The 19,461-nt window shown below is 52.5% G+C and carries 9 protein-coding genes; 1 reads left to right on the top strand and 8 read right to left on the bottom strand.

All coding sequences use genetic code 11. The features are described from left to right. The first annotated feature begins 7 nt into the window (after nucleotides 1–7). The gene (locus Pan241w_RS18920) at nucleotides 8–2,311 is read left to right on the top strand and encodes a glycoside hydrolase family 2 protein (RefSeq protein WP_232107195.1); all 2,304 of its coding nucleotides are present in this window, start codon (nucleotides 8–10) and stop codon (nucleotides 2,309–2,311) included. Between the two features lie 133 nt (nucleotides 2,312–2,444). Here Pan241w_RS18920 and Pan241w_RS18925 read toward each other — a convergent pair whose 3' ends face one another. The 8 genes from Pan241w_RS18925 to Pan241w_RS18960 form a co-directional block, all read right to left on the bottom strand. After that, nucleotides 2,445–5,516 (bottom strand): DUF7133 domain-containing protein, encoded by a 3,072-nt coding sequence (locus tag Pan241w_RS18925; RefSeq protein ID WP_145218847.1) that lies wholly within the window; start codon nucleotides 5,514–5,516, stop codon nucleotides 2,445–2,447. 173 nt (nucleotides 5,517–5,689) lie between these two features. Beyond that, the gene (locus tag Pan241w_RS18930; protein WP_145218849.1) at nucleotides 5,690–7,147 is read right to left on the bottom strand and encodes a DUF1501 domain-containing protein; all 1,458 of its coding nucleotides are present in this window, start codon (nucleotides 7,145–7,147) and stop codon (nucleotides 5,690–5,692) included. 2 nt (nucleotides 7,148–7,149) lie between these two features. Then, nucleotides 7,150–10,293, bottom strand: a complete 3,144-nt coding sequence (locus tag Pan241w_RS18935) for a PSD1 and planctomycete cytochrome C domain-containing protein (protein ID WP_198000021.1) — start codon at nucleotides 10,291–10,293, stop codon at nucleotides 7,150–7,152. A gap of 291 nt (nucleotides 10,294–10,584) precedes the next feature. After that, nucleotides 10,585–12,078 (bottom strand): aldehyde dehydrogenase family protein, encoded by a 1,494-nt coding sequence (locus Pan241w_RS18940; protein WP_145218854.1) that lies wholly within the window; start codon nucleotides 12,076–12,078, stop codon nucleotides 10,585–10,587. Nucleotides 12,079–12,497: 419 nt separating this feature from the next. Then, on the bottom strand, nucleotides 12,498–13,517 hold the full coding sequence (locus Pan241w_RS18945; RefSeq protein ID WP_145218856.1) for a hypothetical protein: 1,020 nt from the start codon (nucleotides 13,515–13,517) through the stop codon (nucleotides 12,498–12,500). A 125-nt stretch (nucleotides 13,518–13,642) separates the two neighbouring features. After that, the gene (locus Pan241w_RS18950; RefSeq protein ID WP_145218858.1) at nucleotides 13,643–17,128 is read right to left on the bottom strand and encodes a PVC-type heme-binding CxxCH protein; all 3,486 of its coding nucleotides are present in this window, start codon (nucleotides 17,126–17,128) and stop codon (nucleotides 13,643–13,645) included. A 69-nt stretch (nucleotides 17,129–17,197) separates the two neighbouring features. Next, nucleotides 17,198–18,109: an SGNH/GDSL hydrolase family protein gene (locus tag Pan241w_RS18955; protein ID WP_145218860.1), complete on the bottom strand. Its 912-nt coding sequence runs from the start codon at nucleotides 18,107–18,109 to the stop codon at nucleotides 17,198–17,200. A 179-nt stretch (nucleotides 18,110–18,288) separates the two neighbouring features. Further along, complete coding sequence (locus Pan241w_RS18960) at nucleotides 18,289–19,461, bottom strand: serine/threonine-protein kinase (RefSeq protein WP_145218862.1); 1,173 nt, start codon at nucleotides 19,459–19,461, stop codon at nucleotides 18,289–18,291.

Raw genomic sequence — 19,461 nt, forward strand, 5'->3', positions numbered from 1 at the left:
TGGCGCTATGCATCCAAGACGACTAATATCCTTATCCTCGCTTGCCGTATTGTTTCGCAATGCTCTGGCAATGGCGTTGATGATCTGCAGTCCCACATTGGCTCTGGCACAGGAAATCAATGATCAATGGCGATATACGCTCCAAAAACCTGCCGAAGGATGGCAAGCAACAGAGTTCGATGACCGTGCGTGGAACGAGGGCTTCGGCGGATTCGGTACACGTAGTACTCCCGGTTCACGTATCGGAACCATTTGGAAAACGAAAAACATCTGGTTGCGGAAATCATTTCAACTGAAAGAGATCCCGCAAAGGCCCGCGCTGATGGTACACCATGATGATGAAACCGAAATTTTCATTAACGGCAAGCCGGTCACGGAATTAAAAGGCTGGACTTCCAGCTACAGCGTGATTCCCTTGGATGAAAAAGGACGTCAAACCCTTCAGAAAGGGAAGAACCTGCTGGCGGTCCACTGCTTTCAGGATGGAGGGGGGCAATTTATCGATGTGCACGTGGTCGATATCAAGCACGTTCCCCAGTTGCCCCCTCCCCAACGCAGTACGGTCCCCTTTAAATCCAAATTGATCACAAAATGGGGCGAACAGGTTACCCCTGAAGACGCGTGGACCGAATACCCGCGTCCGCAACTTGAGCGCGACAACTGGAAGAATTTGAATGGTCACTGGGACTATGCCATCACAGCCCTGGATCAGAAGAAAATCCCCCGAGACTGGACGGGAAATATCCTGGTCCCATTCTGCCTGGAATCGAAACTGGGGGGCGTTCAACGGTTACTCAATCCCACGGAAGCACTCTGGTATCGCCGCACCTTCGAAGCACCCCAGTCAGTTGATCGTCGTACGCTGCTCAACTTTGAAGCTGTCGATTACTTCTGCGACGTGTTTGTGAATCGCAAATTTGTCGGCTCTCATCGAGGCGGACATACGCCGTTCTCGTTTGATGTGACTGAGCAGATTCGCCCCGGTAAAAATAGTGTGATCGTTCGCGTCAAAGATGCCACCGAAAGCTGGCAACTCCGTGGCAAACAAACACTTGATCCACGCGGAATCTGGTACACCCAGGTCTCCGGCATCTGGCAGACCGTCTGGCTGGAACAGGTCGGAGCAAGTTACATCGAAGATCTGAAGATTCAAACGGATACTAAGATGGGCACCATCACAGTTCGCCCCCAGATTAACAACGGTCAGCCCAATCAAACGGTCCAGATCATCGTCAAAGACGGGGATCAACAAGTCGCCGAAGCCAAAGGCACCGACGGTGAATTATCAATAACCGTTCCCGACGCGAAACTCTGGTCTCCCGACTCACCGCATCTCTATCATCTGGAAATCACCTTGATCGAGAACGGCAACGTCACCGATCAGGTCAAGTCTTACGCGGGAATTCGCAGCGTCAGCAAAATCCGCGACAAAGACGGCCAGCTGCGATTCACCCTCAACGGAAAAACGATCTTTCACTGGGGACCCCTGGATCAAGGCTGGTGGCCCGATGGGCTCTTAACTCCCCCTTCGGATGAAGCCCTGTTATTTGACATTGAATATCTGAAATCCGCCGGTTTCAATATGATCCGCAAGCACATTAAAGTTGAGCCACGACGGTTTTACTATCATTGTGACCGACTGGGCATGATGGTCTGGCAGGATCAGGTCAGTGCAGGACACAAACCGCCCTGGACACGACTCAAACCCAATCCGAAAGACGCCAAATGGCCCGATCAACATCACGATCAGTACATGGTCGAACTGGAACGGATGATCGACACGCTGGAGAATCATCCCTGTATCGTGGTCTGGGTTCCATTCAACGAAGCCTGGGGACAACACCGAACCATGGAAGTCGGAAAATGGATCGTCAAACGCGATCCGTCTCGGCTGATCAACATCGCCAGCGGCGGCAATTTCTGGCCCGTCGGTGATGTGGTCGATGCGCACCAATATCCTCACCCCGGCTTTCCCTTTGAACCCGGTCGTTTTGACGACTATATCAAAGTCATCGGAGAGTTCGGCGGACACGGTTATCCAATGAAAGACCACTTATGGGATTCCACCCGCCGCAACTGGGGTTATGGGGATCTACCCAAAAACGAAGCCGAATATCAAACCCGTTATCAGAAATCACTCCAGTTACTGGACGACCTCCGCAAACGGGGCATCGCAGCCGGAGTGTATACACAGACAACCGATGTCGAAGGAGAAATCAACGGCTTAATGACCTACGATCGCAGGGTCATTAAAATCCCCGCAGAAGATCTCGCCAAACTCCACGAATTACTCTTCTCAGACAACCCCTAGACACATCGTGCTAACAGGCAGTCGAATGCAGGGGGGCGATGCGGGCCTGCCTCCCTGCTCTGCCTCCATTTTTTAATTTGCCAGTGAACAATAGGACCGAAATATCTTTCGTGGTAGTCAATAAAAGAATCAATCACTCAGTCGGCTTCCCATACACCTTTAATTCATGAATCGACCAGAACAGACCATGCTGGCCCGTTTGTTCAATCTTCACGAAGCGGGTTGACACACCTTTGGGAAACGGGAGATCGGTGATTGCGGTCGTCGCTTTGCCTTCGATAATGGGTTCAGACCACGTCTTGCCATCGTCGCTGATCGAGACGGTATAGCCGCGGGGATAGTCCCCCTTTGATTTCTGCGTGTCGAGCAGAATGCTGGTCACGTTGTAAGGCTGTTGCATATCAAACGAAAACCACATACCGGGCTTCATACTCTCGTTTGTGGAATACCGCGTATTCGAATTCCCGTCAATCGCCGCCCCCACATGCTCTCCGCCATGCGAAGCGGAGAGTTTCCACGTTTTCATCACATCCAGTGTGATCGGCAGGAAATCGGCTAGTTCTTCAATCGTATAAGGTTGATCCCGGTCCTGTGTCATGCTGCGTACAAGGGCAACGTCTTCTACCGTGACTGCAGAGCCGTTATTGCCAAAACTCTTGCGAACATAAGTCAAAGCCGAGGCGATCCATGCATCGTCCTGTCGCTGCATCGACTCCATCAGACCTGGATACTTCTTCCCCTCAATCGGCCCCTTGAGACCGTGCAGGAGAATCCGGGCCGGAAGTTCGGGAGTTGCCAGCAGGCGAGGCGATTTGGCCAGTGACGGTGCCAACTGTAACCCGTCGCTCGAAATCGCTCCCTTTCCATCGTGCCCGTGACAGCGGATACACAACAGCGTATAAGTCTGATAACCCTGCTTCATCTGCTCTAGTGTTTTCGCATCCAGGTTGGCAAACACCGGTTGATTCCCCCCTTCCCGATATCGCAGGCTGGCCTGTGAAGAAACCAGTACCAGATCATTCTCAGCATACGCGGCGGCAAATTCGCTGATCAACTGCCGCCCCAGGTCAGACTTTGCATACCGCAACGAATTCACCGCCTGCACGACAACACCGATGTCGTCATCATAGCCGGCATCCGCAACGTACTTCACAAGATCGGCATCGTCTGCCAGTAAAGGCTCACTGAGTCGCATCGCCGCCTGTTTCACTCGCGAATCGGAATCACCGAGCGCAGTCAGAATCAACACTTTCGTCGTCGCTTCCAATCCGTCCAATGTCCACAGTGCATGCAAGCGTCCCAGAGGGTAATCACCGGTTTTTACTAACTGTTCCAAAGCGGGAACGACTGATTTGTCACTTCGTAACACGATCAACTTCTGCGCCGTATCACGTCGCCAACCATTGGAGTGCGAAAGTTCTTCCACCAGTTGTGCAGTGGTCATACCTAACAGTTTCGGAGGCGGCTGGCGATTCGTTGTTTCATGCACAACGCGATAGATGCGACCACGGCCGATGTTTTTCGCAAAGCCCTCTTTGTCGATTACGCCTCGCAAATAAGAGCCTTTCCGCGTCCAGTTCCCTTCCTGAATAATGCCGCGATACATATCAACAATATAAAGGCATCCATCAGGACCGGTGGCCGACCAGAGCGGACGAAAGTTTTTATCCGTCGAAGCAATAAATTCCGAATTTTCATAGGCATTGCTAAGCATTGTCTTGCCGTCGATCTGTGTCACTTTCGCCCGTCGCACCAGGCGACCGACCGGCTCGGGGAGAATATAGTCTCCCTTAAAATCATCGGGCATCTGATCGCCACGATAAATCGATTGTCCGGCACAACCAGTAAATCGATTCAACCCGCCCCGTTCCTTATCGACGCGTCCCAGTCCGCCCTGAACATCGACCATCTTTACAATCGGGTAGACGGCTTCGAAATTCGGTTCAAGTTCTCCGGGTAAGTTCAATCTGCCGTACTGCGGCAGTTGTTGGAATCCATACGCCGGTTTCTCTCCCCCCGCAGCTGAGAGGAAGAACCGCCCGACATCATCCATCGCCAGCCCCCATTGACCGTGATCACCGTAGATCCGCTCGGACTCCCATTTCCCGTTTCGGAAACGGTGCCGTTGGGATCCCAAGCGTGCAGAGTAAATCCAATTATCAATGCCCCAGGTCAGCGCACTGTTTTGGTGTTCGAGGTTCCCCCCTGCTTTGCCCCCCGGATAGAGCAGAATTTTTTCGTCCGCCACGCCATCGCCGTTGGTATCGCGGTAGCTGTAGTAATCTTCGGTGTACGTTTCATTGACGATAATCCGATCATCGAACGGCAAAATCATGCGCGGCAGGACCATATTGTCAATGAATCGCGAGACTTTATCCATGCGGCCGTCACCGTCCGTATCTTCCAGCATCGACACGCGCGACCGGGGCAAATCCTGATCAACACCATCCGCATCCTGCATATAAGTCCGCATCTCAGCCACATACATCCGCGCGTTGCCATCCCAGACACAGAGCACCGGCTCTTCAATCATCGGCTCCGCAGCCACCAGTTCCAGCCGGTAACCGGGTGCCAGATGAATCCGCTTCATCGATTCTTCAGGAGAATAAAATGTGGAATCGGCGTCTTCCGGTTCGCGCATCACACCCGGCTGTTTAGCAGGAATCGTCACACGGGGTGGTGCCGTCATTTTCGGGTCACCCACAGAGGCAAGGTAAGCCAGCAGATCAGAGACCTGTGACTCGGGAACTCCCTTCAAAAGTCCCTTCGGCATCACGGAAACCGATTGTTTGACAAGTTCCTCAATTTCATCGCGGGGAATCGTCTGCTCTTCGACCAATTGATGATCCGGGATCAACACAGTCACTGCGTCGTCGGTCTGATTCGTGATCCGTCCCGTGAGAACTTTTCCCGACTCCAGCAGAATCGAATATGCCTCATATCCCTTTTTGATCTGTTTGCTCGGCTCATTGATCGACTCCAGAAATTCCTGCCGCGTCAATGGCTTCTCAGGCTTGGTCAAATCCGGCCCCAGTGAAACCGTTTTCCCATCCACGGCATGACAGGCCGCACACCCCCGCTGCGCAAACAGAGCCCGCCCCCGGCGATAGTTGCCAACATGCTTATCTGGTTTTGAAACATCAGCAGCCTGTGAATCAACCGGAAAACAGAGCATAAACGCAAGCGCAAAACAACAGAATTTCATTCCGAGACTTTCAGAGAATCAAGGCAAGGCAGTGCTTATGAAAAGCGTAAGAAACGAACAAAGTAATGCTAAATATCAACGACATCTTCCGCGTTGGGTGCCACTGTCGGCTGGCCCGACAGTGCAGATCATCTACAGCATCCCTAGCCCGGACAATTCCCACAAAACCAGCATCACCCCAAAATGTCGTGCATGACGTGGGCTTCTTCGACGCCGGTGAGGCGGGCGTCGAGGCCGCGGTATTTGTAGGTCAGGCGACGATGGTCGATGCCCATGCAGTGCAGGATGGTGGCGTTCATGTCGCGGATGTGGACCGGATTTTCGACGATGTTGTAGCAGAAATCGTCGGTCTTGCCGTATTCGAAACCCCGTTTGATGCCACCGCCCGCCATCCAGATCGAGAAACAACGGCCATGATGATCGCGGCCCGCACTCGGGCTGCCAATGGCGCCCTGACTGTAAACGGTGCGACCGAATTCGCCGCCCCAGATCACCAGCGTTTCATCCAACAGACCACGTTGTTTCAGATCTTTGATCAGCGCGGCTGAGGGTTGATCGACGTCGAGACACTGGTTCGGCAGTTGTGCTTTGAGCGAGACATGCTGGTCCCAGCCACGGTGGAAGAGTTGCACGAACCGGACGCCGCGCTCGGTCATCCGGCGGGCCAGCAGACAATTGGCAGCAAAGCTGCCCGGCTTGCGGGATTCGGGTCCGTACATTTCAAATGTTTTCTGCGTCTCACTGGAGAGGTCCATCAGTTCGGGGACCGAGGTCTGCATTCGGTACGCCATCTCATACGAATTGATGCGAGCCTGAATTTCAGGATCGCCGATTTCTTCAGCCTGACCCCGGTTCAGAGTGGCTAAATCGTCTAATAATTTGCGACGCTGTTTTCGATCGATACCCGCCGGATTCGACAGATACAACACCGGGCTGGAACCGGGACGCAGTTTGACGCCCTGATGACTGGGTGGCAGAAAGCCGGAACCCCAGAGGCGATCAAACAGAGGCTGTCCCGGATTTTTTCCCGTTCCCTGTGATAGCATCACCATATACGCGGGCAGGTTTTCGTTTTCGCTTCCCAACCCGTAACTCAGCCAGGAGCCAAGGCTCGCATGGCCGATCTGCTGGGTGCCCGTATTGATGAAGGTAATCGCGGGATCGTGGTTGATCGCTTCGGTATTAAGCGATTTGATAATCGTAATATCATCGGCGATGGTCTGCGTATGCGGCAGCCGCTCGCTGATCCAGGTCTGATGTTCGCCGCACTGCTTCATTTCCCAGAAGGGTGCCACAACCGGATACGATTTCTGGCGGGCCGTCATCCCCGTCACCCTTTGTGTCCCCTTTACGGAATCGGGCAGATCCGAACCGTGCAGTTTGCGCAGAATCGGCTTGTAGTCGAACAGGTCGACGTGCGAAGGTCCGCCCGACTGAAACAGGTAGATAATCCGTTTCGCCTTGGGTGCAATTTGCTGTACGCCTTCGGGAATCGCTTCCGCATTCGCACTCTGATTGAACAGTTCCGGGTAAAGCAAGCTCGCCAGAGCTGCCCCGCCGATGCCACGTGCCGAGCGTCCGAGCAGCGTGCGCCGTGTTATATTGCGTTCGTATTCAAATATTGGGTCCATCACTATCCCCGGGTAATAAATTCGTAAGTATTGAAAATCATGCTGGCCACCGCGGTCCAGGCAGCCACTTCCGCAGGAGCCAGCGCTTCATCGCGGCTCGACTCTCCCTGACTCAACAAAGCCAGTGCGGCACTTTCATTTGTTTGATAATTTTTCAGTTCGCGTTGGTAAGCGGCTTTGGCCGTTTTCACTTCCCACGCTTCAGGCAAACGCCCCAACGCTTCTTTGAAAGCAAACTGAATCCGCGAATCGATGTCCGAACCACCTTCTTTCATGATCCGCTCGGCGTAGTTCCGTGATGCTTCCACGAACTGCACGTCATTCAACAGTACCAGCGACTGCAGCGGCGTATTCGTGCGTGCCCGACTCACCAGACAGACTTCGCGGTTCGGTGCGTCAAAGGTCTGCATGTTTGGCGGTGGAACGGTCCGTTTCCAGTAGGTATACATACTCCGACGATACAGTTTCTCGCCGTGATCCTGCACGAAGACCTGCGCGGTTGCGGGAGAACTGCCATAGTGACTGACTTCCCGCCAGAGTCCTTCCGGCTGGTAGGGGTTCACACTCGCTCCGCCCACGCGTTCGACGAGCAAGCCGGAGACTTTGAGGGTGGCGTCCCGAATCGCTTCTGCCTGCAAACGGAACCGACCGCCGCGCGCCAGCAGACGATTCTGCGGGTCCCGCTTCCAGAGTTCCGGCGTTCCCGAGGACGACTGTTGATACGTGGCCGACATCAGGATCTTCTTGATGATGCGTTTGACATCCCAACCCGACTCATAAAAATCAACTGCCAGCCAGTCAAGCAGTTTCGGATGCGTTGGCGGATCACCCTGTGAACCAAAGTCGGCGGTCGTGGAAACGATGCCCTGCCCGAACAGCATTTCCCAGAACCGATTGATGGCCACGCGGGTCACCAGCGGATTCTCACGCGAGGTCAACCACTGGGCGAGTGCCATCCGATTCGCGGGTGCTTTCTCTGGTAAACCGGGTAAGAAGCCGGGCACGCCTGTGGAAACTTTCTCGGTCGGCTGATCGTACTGTCCACGATTGAGAATAAATGTTTCCCGCGGCTTTTTCGCCGTGTTCATGATCATGGTTTCAAACGAACTTGTCAGCATCTGGCGACGCTCTTTGAGATTAACTAATTGATGCCGCAAATTTTTGAATTCGGGAGCAATCTGGCTATAGTAGGCTTTTAGAGTTTCGATCTGTTTCGCATTGCGGGCGTTCGGATCGACGGCAAGTATGCTTTGAATCTCAGCAGGAATGTTGGTGCCGTCATCCTGGCCTGAGATTCCGAAAACCTGATAATCGCCGGCCATCAGAGTCTGACCTCCGCCAAACTTGCCGCCCCCCCAGACCAGCATCACAGTGACGTAGTGCGAGTTTTTCGCATCGTAGGGTTTGTCAAATGTCACCGTCAAATGTTGCTGCTTCTTGTTTTCCGGCGCGGGAGACCAGCCGTTGTGGTCTCGCGGATCGAGACAATCGATGACCGGATAATCGGGGTGTGAATTGCTGGCAGTGATCTTGGCGATATTAAACATCGCATACAGGTCAAGCTGATCGGAATGGATTGCGGTTCCCGAGGCCGCGAAGCTCGTCAGAATGAATCCGCCGGGGAAGGACTGTTTCTTGCCGTGCCCGATGCCCCCTTCCGGTAATTTTTCATTGGGATAAAAGACAATCCGCAGCCCCGTGAGTTGGTCAACGCCTTCTTTGACTTTGAGAGAAATCGAAGGCGAACGGCCACTGGGCTTTAATGCCAGCACGTGCCCGTCCTCACTGGTTTCAAAGGCGGTCCGCGTATTTGGATCGGAGACCTTGATGATCTCCAGTTCGTGCAGTTTCAAACCCTGGCCGCGTTCCGCCAGTTCCCGTTTTACTTGCGATTCCCAGGCAGCAAGCTTTGTCTCGTCTGGGTGGGCCAGTTCGTTCTCCAGACGAGTCAGCTCCTGATCCAGAGATTTGATTTCTTCAGCAGCGAATGAAAGTTCCGTTTTCACCGACAACTTGGGACCGGCATTGATTCCGGCGTTCCCGTCCAGCCCCCGGTCTTCAAGCGTATTGAAGTAAGCAAAGAACTGATAAAAGTCTTTCATCGTGATCGGATCGTATTTGTGATTGTGACACTGAGCACAGCCCATCGTTAAACCGAGAAAGACTTCGGACGTGGTCTTCACCCGATCGACGGTGTAGTTCACCAGATTCTCTGCGGGAATCGTGCCCCCTTCGTGCGTGATCATGTGATTGCGACTGAAGCCGGTGGCGACTTTCTGCCAGGGAGTCGCGTCGGGAATCAGATCGCCGGCAATCTGTTCGGTGATGAATTCATTAAACGGTTTATTCTTATGGAAGGAGTCAATCACCCAGTCCCGCCAGAGCCACATATGCCGGCCGCCGTCGATCGAATAACCGTTTGTGTCAGCATAGCGGGCCAGATCGAGCCACTTGAGCGTCATGCGTTCCGCGTACTGTGGAGATGCCAGCAGTTGGTCGACCAGCTTTTCATAGGCGTTCGGATCTTTCGAATTCACAAATGCATCAACTTCGGCTGCTGAGGGGGGTAAACCCTGTAGATCCAGATAGAGGCGGCGAATCAAACTCCGACGGTCGGCTGGTTTGGAAGGAGCGAGTCCCGCTTGTTCCAGTCTCGCGAGCACAAAATAATCGATCTCGTTTTTCGGCCAGCCGGTCTGTTTGACTTTGGGTAAAGAGAGTCGTTCCGGTTTGACGTACGCCCAGTGATCGTGCCACTCGGCGCCTTGCTTGACCCACTGCTTGAGCAGTTCAATCTCTGCGGGCTTCAATGTTTTTCCTGAATCAGCGGGCGGCATTTGCTCATCGGCATCGGTCGACAAAATTCGCTCGATCAAGGCACTCTCTTTCAGATTGCCCGGTACGATGGCGCTCTCGAAAGCGCCTGCTTTCGTATCGAGCCGTAAATCGGCTTCGCGGTGTTTCTCATCGGGGCCGTGACAGAAAAAACAGTTATTGGAGAGAATCGGACGGATGTCGCGACTGAAGTCAACTTTCGCTTCGACAGACGCCGTGAGCGGTTGACTCTCTTCCGCAGCAAAGACCGAAATAAATGTAGCCCCCAACACAACACAGGGGAGCCAGATTAAAAGGGAACGAGAACGCATATTGATCATGCCCTATATTTTCTCATCTGGTAGCGATCCTGGTGCGTCTCTTAGAAACCAAACCATGCCATCATGGTCCGGGAGAACAGGTGGGTCCCAGCAAACGGATCGTTACCTTGATCTTAGAGCCTCAGAATGGGGCCTGTCAAGCAAGGAATCGACGCGTCCCAACCATTTATGGTGTCTGAATTTAAAACTACTTATTTTGCCAAGAAACATTACAAAAAAGGCCCGCAGAACGCCTTGATTCAAACGTTTTGCGGGCCTGAAAATCTCACAAGTAAAGATCGCTTACAGAGGACGTACGACCGACAGGCTACGCCAGTAGTCGAACAGGGTTTCGACAGACAACACGCCGCCACCCATGCCGCTCTTATTGATGCCGGCATAAGGCACGCCGTGAGCGAAGACATTGTGTGCATTGATCCAGCTATTGCCGGCACACATAGCTTCCGCGACGCGAGCCGCGCGGCTCAGGTCAGACGTCCAGACGCTGTTCGCCAGACCGTAGTCGGTTGCGTTGGTCATCTCGATTGCCTGCGCTTCGGTTTCGAACGGCGCCAGATACGCGACGGGGCCGAAAATTTCTTCGCGGGCCGCGACATTGTCCAGTGAGCCCGCCAAGAGCGCCGGCTTCACGTAGTAACCATTGTAGCCTTCGACTTTCGCAGCTCCCCCTTCGAGTAGACACTCGGCCCCTTCGGCCTGCCCTTTTTCCAGATACGAAAGCACGCGCTTGTGTTGCTTTTCATTCACTACGGGCCCCATCTGCGAAGCATCATTCAGCTGATACCCGACCTGGACTTTTTTCAGACGCCCGACACATTCATTGACGAATTCATCGTAGATATCTTTGTGAACCAGCCAACGGGTGGCATCACAACAGACCTGACCGGTGTGGAAGGTAATCGCATTCACCAGTTTTTCTGCCGTATCAGGAATGTCGATATCATTAAAGAGAACGGCAGCCCCCTTGCCACCCAGTTCCAGTTTGACCGGCACCAGATTACGGCCGCAGGATTCTGCAACCAGACGCCCCACTTCGGGAGAGCCGGTGAAGGACATGCGTTTGAGTTTAGGATTGGCAGACAGTGCGGCTCCCGCGACTGAACCGAGTCCGGGAACGACGTTAATGACACCATCGGGAATGCCGACTTCTTTGGCCAGTCGTGCCAGATAAATGGCGGACATCGGCGTATCTTCCGCCGGTTTAATGACGACTGTATTTCCCGCTGCCAAAGCAGGTGCGATACCCCAGCCGATCAGCAGAAACGGGAAGTTCCAGGGGAAGATGAAGCCGCAGGCACCGTAAGGCTGACGCACGGTCCAGGCTTCGTGATTGGGAACAGCCAGAACGGAACGACGTTGAACGTGTTGAGCCAGGTCGGCGAAGTAACGCATCGTATCCACAAAGTTCTGCACATCGCCTTGTGCCTGTGCTTCGATTTTCCCGGCGTCCAGCGATTCGAGTTGAGCGATCATCGGTTTGTGCTTTTCGACGGCATCCGCCAGACGATGCAGCAGCGCACTGCGTTCGTTCTGCGGCAATTGGGCCCAGCCGGTTTTGCGGAATGCGGCATCCGCGACATCGACGGCCATATCAATATCAGCAGCCTGGAAGCTGAAGACTTCGGCCAGTTGTTTTCCCGATCCCGGATCGGATGTGACGAACGTCTCACCGCTGTTCGCTTCGACTTCGTTTCCCCCGACAATACCTTTCAATGGCCCCCCTTCGAGAAAGGCTTTGACTTCGGGATACAGTTCACTGGCTGTAGTTGTTGACATCGTGCGCTCCTGTTCAATGAATTTCAGAAATGACGGATTCGCGCCTCGATCTTCAAAACATCATTTGTTTGATCCAAGGCTGATTTCTTGCGTTAATTATCCCCGACGGCCTCCTGCTGCCTCATTTCATCATAACCGGAACGCATCCCGAATTTAAACTCAAAACGCGGTTTAGTTTGGTAGTTCACTGTGATCTGGCTGTGGTAAATATAATGCCTTAAATCGACCATCTGATAAAAGAGACAGGCAAATCAATTGAGTGAGCTTATGAAGTCTGGGACGGGTAGCCTCAGAACATTCTAGAACCAGCTTCTTGATCTTTTAATCCTGAAGCTGGTTATAGAATTAATCGTAACAGAAACCGACTCGATTATCAGAAAAAATACCAGACGCTCTGGAAGTCAGTTTTAATGATGCTATCAAAAAGAGCGATCTGAGCGAGTTTTGGCAGGCGGGTGTGACAGGATACGTTTTCCTGTAACGCCGGGACGTTTTACTGTTCCCTCAATGCGTCGGCCTGTCCTGGAGGGCGTCGGATTCTGTTGAACCTGAATGGCTCCGACACCATCGGGAATCCGCAGTTGATCGCGTTCCAGCTTCTTGTCAAAATATGCAGACCCATGGCCGAATATTTCCTGGGTCGTTTGATCATGAAAGCTGACTCGCACTGTACCATCCTGATTGACGGTTCTGACAATACAGTCTGCCCAATTGCAGAAATCATCGATTCCCTGAAGATGCATGCCTTCTGCCAGACGCGTATCGGCTGTGACGGGCGAATAACCTTCCTTGAAGGCACCTTCTTTTGCTTTTTCCAGTTTCAATTCTTTGCCATATTTGTCTGCTTCTTTTTTCGCCCTGTAAACAAGATAGCTGATATGAGCACCTAATTTTCTCGCATCAGCCGGTCGACTTGATGCCCTGGTGAGTTGAGCCGGATGCTGTGACATCAGGCGGCTGATTTCCTCTGATATCTGTCTTTCCGCTGCGACTACTTCCGGCGCGCGATTCTGAGCCGCCCTGATTTCGTCTTCGTCTGTGGGGTGACGCCAGTTGTCGTATTCAACAGAAATTTCCGCCAGACTTTTCGCGAGCTCATCCAATTGAGAAGCCGCCGCATCAGCCTGTTCTTTACTGTCTAATGAGGCGACTAAATTTAACTGTTTCTGCTGATAATACTTTAGATCATCCCGAAGTTTCGCTACAGATCGATCCATGCCAACCGCCACGCCGACATCTCTCCAGTCGAAGATAAAAACAAAGTAGATTACCGCAAAGCAGACTGCCACAGCGGCGATTGATTTCATGATAATTGTATCATTCACGGCCTGCTTTCTGACGGAGCCGTCCGAGGTTTTCTTACGCCGGCGAGGAGACACAACTTCATCGTCGGCACTTCGTTTCGATCTGCGTCGGCGGCGGGGAGGCTGAGTACTCAAAATGCAAAGCTTTTCTGCAAACAGGAAGTCATACACCTTTGTTTAAACCAGACGTTTATACTATAGAAAAGCAGTGTACAGAGTCAATAACTGACTCAAACACACCTGTTATGTATGAACGTGGCTTACTTCCCGTTTACAATCGACACCTGGGCTGGTGACTCTTTTACGTCCAGCAGTTCCAGCCGCAGCACATCCCGTTCGGGAGTCAGGTCAATCGAGAAGGTTAACCGGTGCTTGCCTTTGGTGAGTTCCAGTTCGGTCTCCGGTTTGAGGACCACCGGTTTTTCGCCGATCCACATTTTGAGACCATCGACCGAATCGAATTTCAGAATCGTTTTGCCAGGCGAAGTCGCTTCCAGTTCACAACGCACAAATGCAGCACCCTTGGCACGATTGGAAATGTGCAGTTTTCCAATCTCGTCGAAAGATCGAACCGGGAGACTGCCGTCCACGCGGCTGTATGCAGGCTCCCAGACAAACGCAGGGTTTTCCGTGGCAGCGGTTGCATGTCGGGTACGGCGGATGGCATGCATGGCTTCCGGCGTCCCTTTCATCACGCGCCAGCGACGTACGACACGATCTTTGCCTACGGTATAAGCTTCCGTTTTACCAAGCTCTGACAGGAAGCGAACCAGGTCGATCAGTTCCTGCTGAGTCAGTTTGTCGAGCAACCCAACCGGCATCAGTGAGGCAGCTGGGACTTCTTCGTCAATCTGATCCAGTGGAACATTCATGATCTTATCATTCACATCTCGCAGAACCAGCTGGCTGTCGGTGCGACGCACCAAAACCCCGGAGAATACCTTCCCCTGATCGGTAATCACAGTCACTGCATTATAATTTTCTTTGACGGCTTTGTTCGGGTCTAACAGGGAATCTACGATGTAATCCAGCTGCGCACTGCCACCCAGACTGATAATGTCGGGACCGACTTTGCCGCCGGCGCCCCCAATGGCATGACATTTAAGGCAGGATAGATCTTCACGGCGGAAGATGGCTTCGCCACGATGGGCGTCCCCATTGGTTTTGACGGCATTGACGATCTCGGCCATCTCTTTCGGAGAGAGTTTCACTGGTTTTGGAGCACCACTGCTGGATAAACCACCGGCAACGGCGATTGCTTTGGCGAGATTAGGGTTGGATCGTCCGGTTGATTGAATCAATCGTTCCAGTTGAATGGCGGCGTCTTTCGCGATCTGCTTCCCTTTGAGTGCGTTGACGAGCACTCCTGCGCCCCCTTTACGCTGCAGGAAGATATTCGACAGCGCGGAAAGCTGATCTGATGCGGTGATCTCTTTCATCAAGCTCACCGTTTGCTTGGCTGCGAGTTTCAGATTCATCTCTGCCAGTGCGGCAACAGATGCGATGCGAAGATCTTGTGAATCACCGTCAATACTCAGATTCTCGAGAACATCCTGATTCTCTACGCCGCCAAAGCGGGCTAATGCAAAGAAACACGATTTTCGCAGCGCTAATTTGGTCTGATCTGATTGTGCCAGATTACGAATGGGTCCCTGCAATGCTTCGATTTTCCAGAGCCCGGCACAATCGATGGCCGCCTGTTGTACAGACAGATTTTTCGAAGAAAACAGCTGTTGCAGTGAACTCAAGTCACCCGTCGGTCGCACTTTTCTCGCTTGAAACGCCTGCGACAGCGTCCGCAGAATAGCGGCCTGTTGAGCCGGTTTGGTATCGGTTTTCAAGGCGAGTGCAAACAGTTGCTGCAAATCATTGGCGTTACCAAATTTGGCGATCAGATTCAGGCTGGTTTGCAGTTCGCTATCAGGGATCTGTCCGGTTTTGATCAGTTTAGTAATCACCGGTGCCACTTCAGGCGAATTGACGGCAGTCAATGCGAACAACAGTTTCTTCGGTGTTTTTTGCAGTGAAGACGTGCCTTCCAGTACTTGAGGCAGCCAGATCGATTTTGTTTCGCGCGTGGTCAGCCAGAGTGCGTAGTCCAGATATTCATCAACGGGCTGATCGAGAGCCTGCAATGCATCAGTCAAGACAGTCGGTCGATCATAGAGCGAAAGTGCTCGGACCGCTTCCAGACGCACTCGGGGATGCGTATCACCGGCGAGCGGTGCGATTAGCTCATAGGTGTTGGGAAGTTTATCCTTCCAGTGCCGTGCGACGCGGATCGCGGCGGCGCGGGCTCTGCCGTCTTTTGATTTCAGGCAACTCTGCAGCAGTTCAGGCTGCACACTGTTAATACATTGTGCCACCCAGAGGGCTTCGAGTTGATTGTGTTCGAATTGCGGGTCCTTAGGGTCGAGATTGCTCACCCAGGTTTCCAGATCCTGTTCAACTTTCGCCTGTCCCCGTTCCCGCAGAACATTTTTCGCGTTTTGACGGGTCCACTCTTCTGGTACTTTCAATGCATCCAACAATTCCTGATTGGTGGCATCAACCAGCTTTGGTCGGGGCAGTGTTGGTTTTCCTTTATAAGTCACGCGCCAGATGCGACCATGCGTATGGTCGCGGCGGGGATCGCGGAAATCAACTTCGCCGTGCTGAATGATGGGATTGTACCAGTCGGCAATATAGATCGCACCGTCGGGCCCCATCTTGACATCAATCGGTCGAAATGCGACGTGGTCGGTTTTAATGACTTCGACCTGTTCGCGAGAAACATAACCGGCTTCATTTTCCGATACCACAAAGCGGCAAACGCGATGGCCGCGGAAATCGTTTGTGATCATATTCCCCTGCCAGTCATCGGGCAGATGGCGACCGCTGAGAATTTCCAGGCCACAATGTTTGGGACTGCCGAGATTCAATCCTTTCAGAATGCGATCCATGCCGACCGCCGTCACAAAAGCAGCGCCGGGGAAGGTGTAATTGATTCCGTGCCCGTAGGCACCATCAGTGGCGAAGGACTGGCCCCAACGATCAAAGTGATGGCCCCAACTATTCACCATGCCGCGCATGACGACTTCGAGGTCCATCGTTTCGGGACGATATTTCCAGATGCCACCCCCGTTTAAACGACGGACGCCGTGCGGCGTTTCGATGTGGCTGTGAATATAAATTGACTGATTGAAGTAAAGGTGTCCCCCCGGTCCCCAGCGGAGTGTGTGCAGAATATGATGCGTGTCTTCGGTTCCGAACCCGGCGAGTACCGTCTTGCGAACGTCTGCTTTACCGTCGCCGTCCGTATCTTTCAGGTGTAAAAGTTCTGTACTGTTTCCGACATAGGCACCACCATCGCCGGGCATCACTGCGGTTGGAATCAACAGGCCGTCTGCGAAGACCGTGGTTTTGTCTGCGGTGCCGTCTCCGTCTTTATCTTCGACGACCAGAATTTTATCGTTGGCTTTTTCACCCGGCTTGATATGCGGATAAATTTCCGATGCGGCAATCCAGAGTCGGCCTTGCGCGTCAAAGTTCATCTGAATCGGCTTGGCGATTTGGGGGTCAGCCGCATACAGGTTGACTTCGAAACCCTCTGCCACCTTGAACGACTTCCGTTCGAGTTCGGGATCGGCAGGAGGAATATCAGTCAAATCACGCTGTGCCCAGAGAGTGGAACTGCTCAACAGACAGAGCAGTGAAAGTGAACCGGAAATAATACGTTTCAGAGGAAGAGCGGCTTGATTTATCACAGGAACGATCCTTTAGAGATCAAAAACAGGTCGGAAAGAATTTCGTATGCAAAGAACCATTGATTTGGGTTACTGAGTGGAAACCAGACGATGGATGGTCGCCTCTTTTTCTTCAATCAGCGGAATGAACTGAGGCAGTTCTTTGGCATTCTGGCCTTGCTCATGTTTGCGGAAGCCCAGCAGATAAGTAATATTCTGCGGTCGCCAGTTGTAAAAGTACTCACGGTTTTTATCGAATGTTAACTGACTCACTTCCTGCTCAACAGAAGGAGATAATGTAATCGGTTTTAAGTCGAGATCGGCGGCAATCAATTCAGCCGCTTTCTGATAGCCGGCTTTGGTCAAGTGAATCCCGTTGGTCGTCAGCTTGAGTCCGGGCTTGCCGGCAGGTTCCAGGATGAGCTCAGAGTACAGGTCGACATAATAATGATTTCCTGCGGCGGCGGTCTCCTGCAACAGGTCAGCGTAGAGCTGTAGATCCCGATTGTGTTTGGCAGGGTCCGGCAGTGGGTGGCCAGCATTTTCGTAACGATGCGGCGAGACCAGAATCAGCTTGGCGCCGGTTGGCTTCAAATCCGTGATGAGTTGATTCAACTGTTTTTGAAAGGCGGGTAAGCCCTGTTCGCCGGCAAATGCTTCGTTGCCTCCATAGCCCAGCAGAATCACATTCGGTTTCAAATCTTTGACTTGTTTGAGCATCCGCTGATAACCGACAGCCGGGGGATCAAAAATGCCACGTGAGTCAGACCAGACGGTATCTGCACTCCATCCCAGGTTTCGGAACGAGAGTTTTGCTTTCGGAAAACTTCGCAAAAAGAGGCTTTCCCAACTTCCGAACTTTTGTGCCCGTTCGATCATGGTATTGCCCAGAAAGATAATCCGATCACCCGACTTTAATTCGAATGTCGGCGGGGCAGCAGGGACGGAAGTCGAAGCGACGAAAATAAACAGAAGCAGAAATAAGGTGAGACGCTTTTTCACGGAAGGACCTCTGATGATGATTGAGAACAAAGAATGTTGTATCTATCTAAAATAACAGGCCTTGAGGGCAACGGCAAATCTGGATTGAGAAAAAATCAGAGGGAAACTCTAATCAAAACCGGATGCACAGGGCCTGCATTTATTAGTATTGTAAAGATATCGGCGTCATCCAGAATCAATCAGGATTCCGCAGACAATTCATCCTGATCCTGCTCCTGCCAGACACGTGTAGTGAACACGGTCGTATCGGGGTCGGCCGGAAATTTTCCTTCATCAAAATAGTCGGTCTCGACTTCTTCAATCCAGAGCCGCAATTCATTCTCGTAATCACTGGGAAGATCGCTCTTCACGAGTAAACGATGGAATTCGGCAGCACCGTCTTCGCCCAGGTCAGCGGCTTCGGCACTGGCAAAACGCTCGGCAGGGTTGGGATGCACCAGGCGATGAATCAGTTTCATTAAAGGTTCGCTTAGCGCGAATTCTTCGTCGGGAAACCACTGGGGAAGCTGCTGCAGGATATTCTGTTTGGCTTTAATCAACTGAGCATATTTCAAATTCGCAAACGGCTGAAATCCGGTGATGACTTCAATCAGAATGTACCCCAGACTGGCAAGGTCGGACTGCGGGGTGGCCCGTTCACCTGAAAGCACTTCCGGTGCAGCATAGGTGGGCGTGCAGGGTTGAATGGACGGCAGGTTATTCAAATCGATGGCCGATCCGATATCAATAATTTTGGCATTCCCGCTGCGTTTGAGCATGATGTTGGCGGGTTTCATATCGCAGTGAATAATATCGTTGCGATGTAACGCTGCCAGAGCAGCCAGACACTCGCGAAGAATGGCGACGGCAATGCCCGGTTTCAAACGGGGCTGTTGTACGCCCTTGGTAAAAACATTGTTATTGATGTTCTTCCAGCGACGCAGCGTTACCTGTTCACGAATCTGTTTGAATGTGGCCGGTGTGAGCAAACTGCGCAAGTCATAGCCGTCGACCCACTCCATTTCCATAATGTAGATCTGCTTCCGCTTTACAAAATTCTGTACAGCGACCAAGTGATTTTCCTGAACCCGTGCTACACGGGCGGCGACCTGAGACAGCCGGCCCATTTCGTTTTGATAAGCACGACAGTTGTCATAGCGTTTTGGAGAAAAGAGTTTGAGTGCGACCGGAATATTGAAGCCATCGGCACCTTCGCGCGCACTCAAGTAGACAACCCCTTGACCTCCGACACCCAGACAACGTGAAAACGTCCGGCGGTTGTTCCATTGCAGAAAATTATTATTGAGCAAATCCTGGTATTGCTTCTCTAATTCTGCCAGATGACCTGATTGTGTTGAGTCTTGGTTCGTCAA

It is taken from the genome of Gimesia alba, assembly GCF_007744675.1.
GTDB lineage: Bacteria > Planctomycetota > Planctomycetia > Planctomycetales > Planctomycetaceae > Gimesia > Gimesia alba.

Bases quoted from the DNA above. Each gene is read 5' to 3' on its own strand.
- Pan241w_RS18920 (WP_232107195.1), top strand. From the start codon at position 8: ATGCATCCAAGACGACTAATATCCTTATCCTCGCTTGCCGTATTGTTT.
- Pan241w_RS18925 (WP_145218847.1), bottom strand. From the start codon at position 5,516: ATGAAATTCTGTTGTTTTGCGCTTGCGTTTATGCTCTGTTTTCCGGTT.
- Pan241w_RS18935 (WP_198000021.1), bottom strand. From the start codon at position 10,293: ATGCGTTCTCGTTCCCTTTTAATCTGGCTCCCCTGTGTTGTGTTGGGG.
- Pan241w_RS18940 (WP_145218854.1), bottom strand. From the start codon at position 12,078: ATGTCAACAACTACAGCCAGTGAACTGTATCCCGAAGTCAAAGCCTTT.
- Pan241w_RS18930 (WP_145218849.1), bottom strand. From the start codon at position 7,147: ATGGACCCAATATTTGAATACGAACGCAATATAACACGGCGCACGCTG.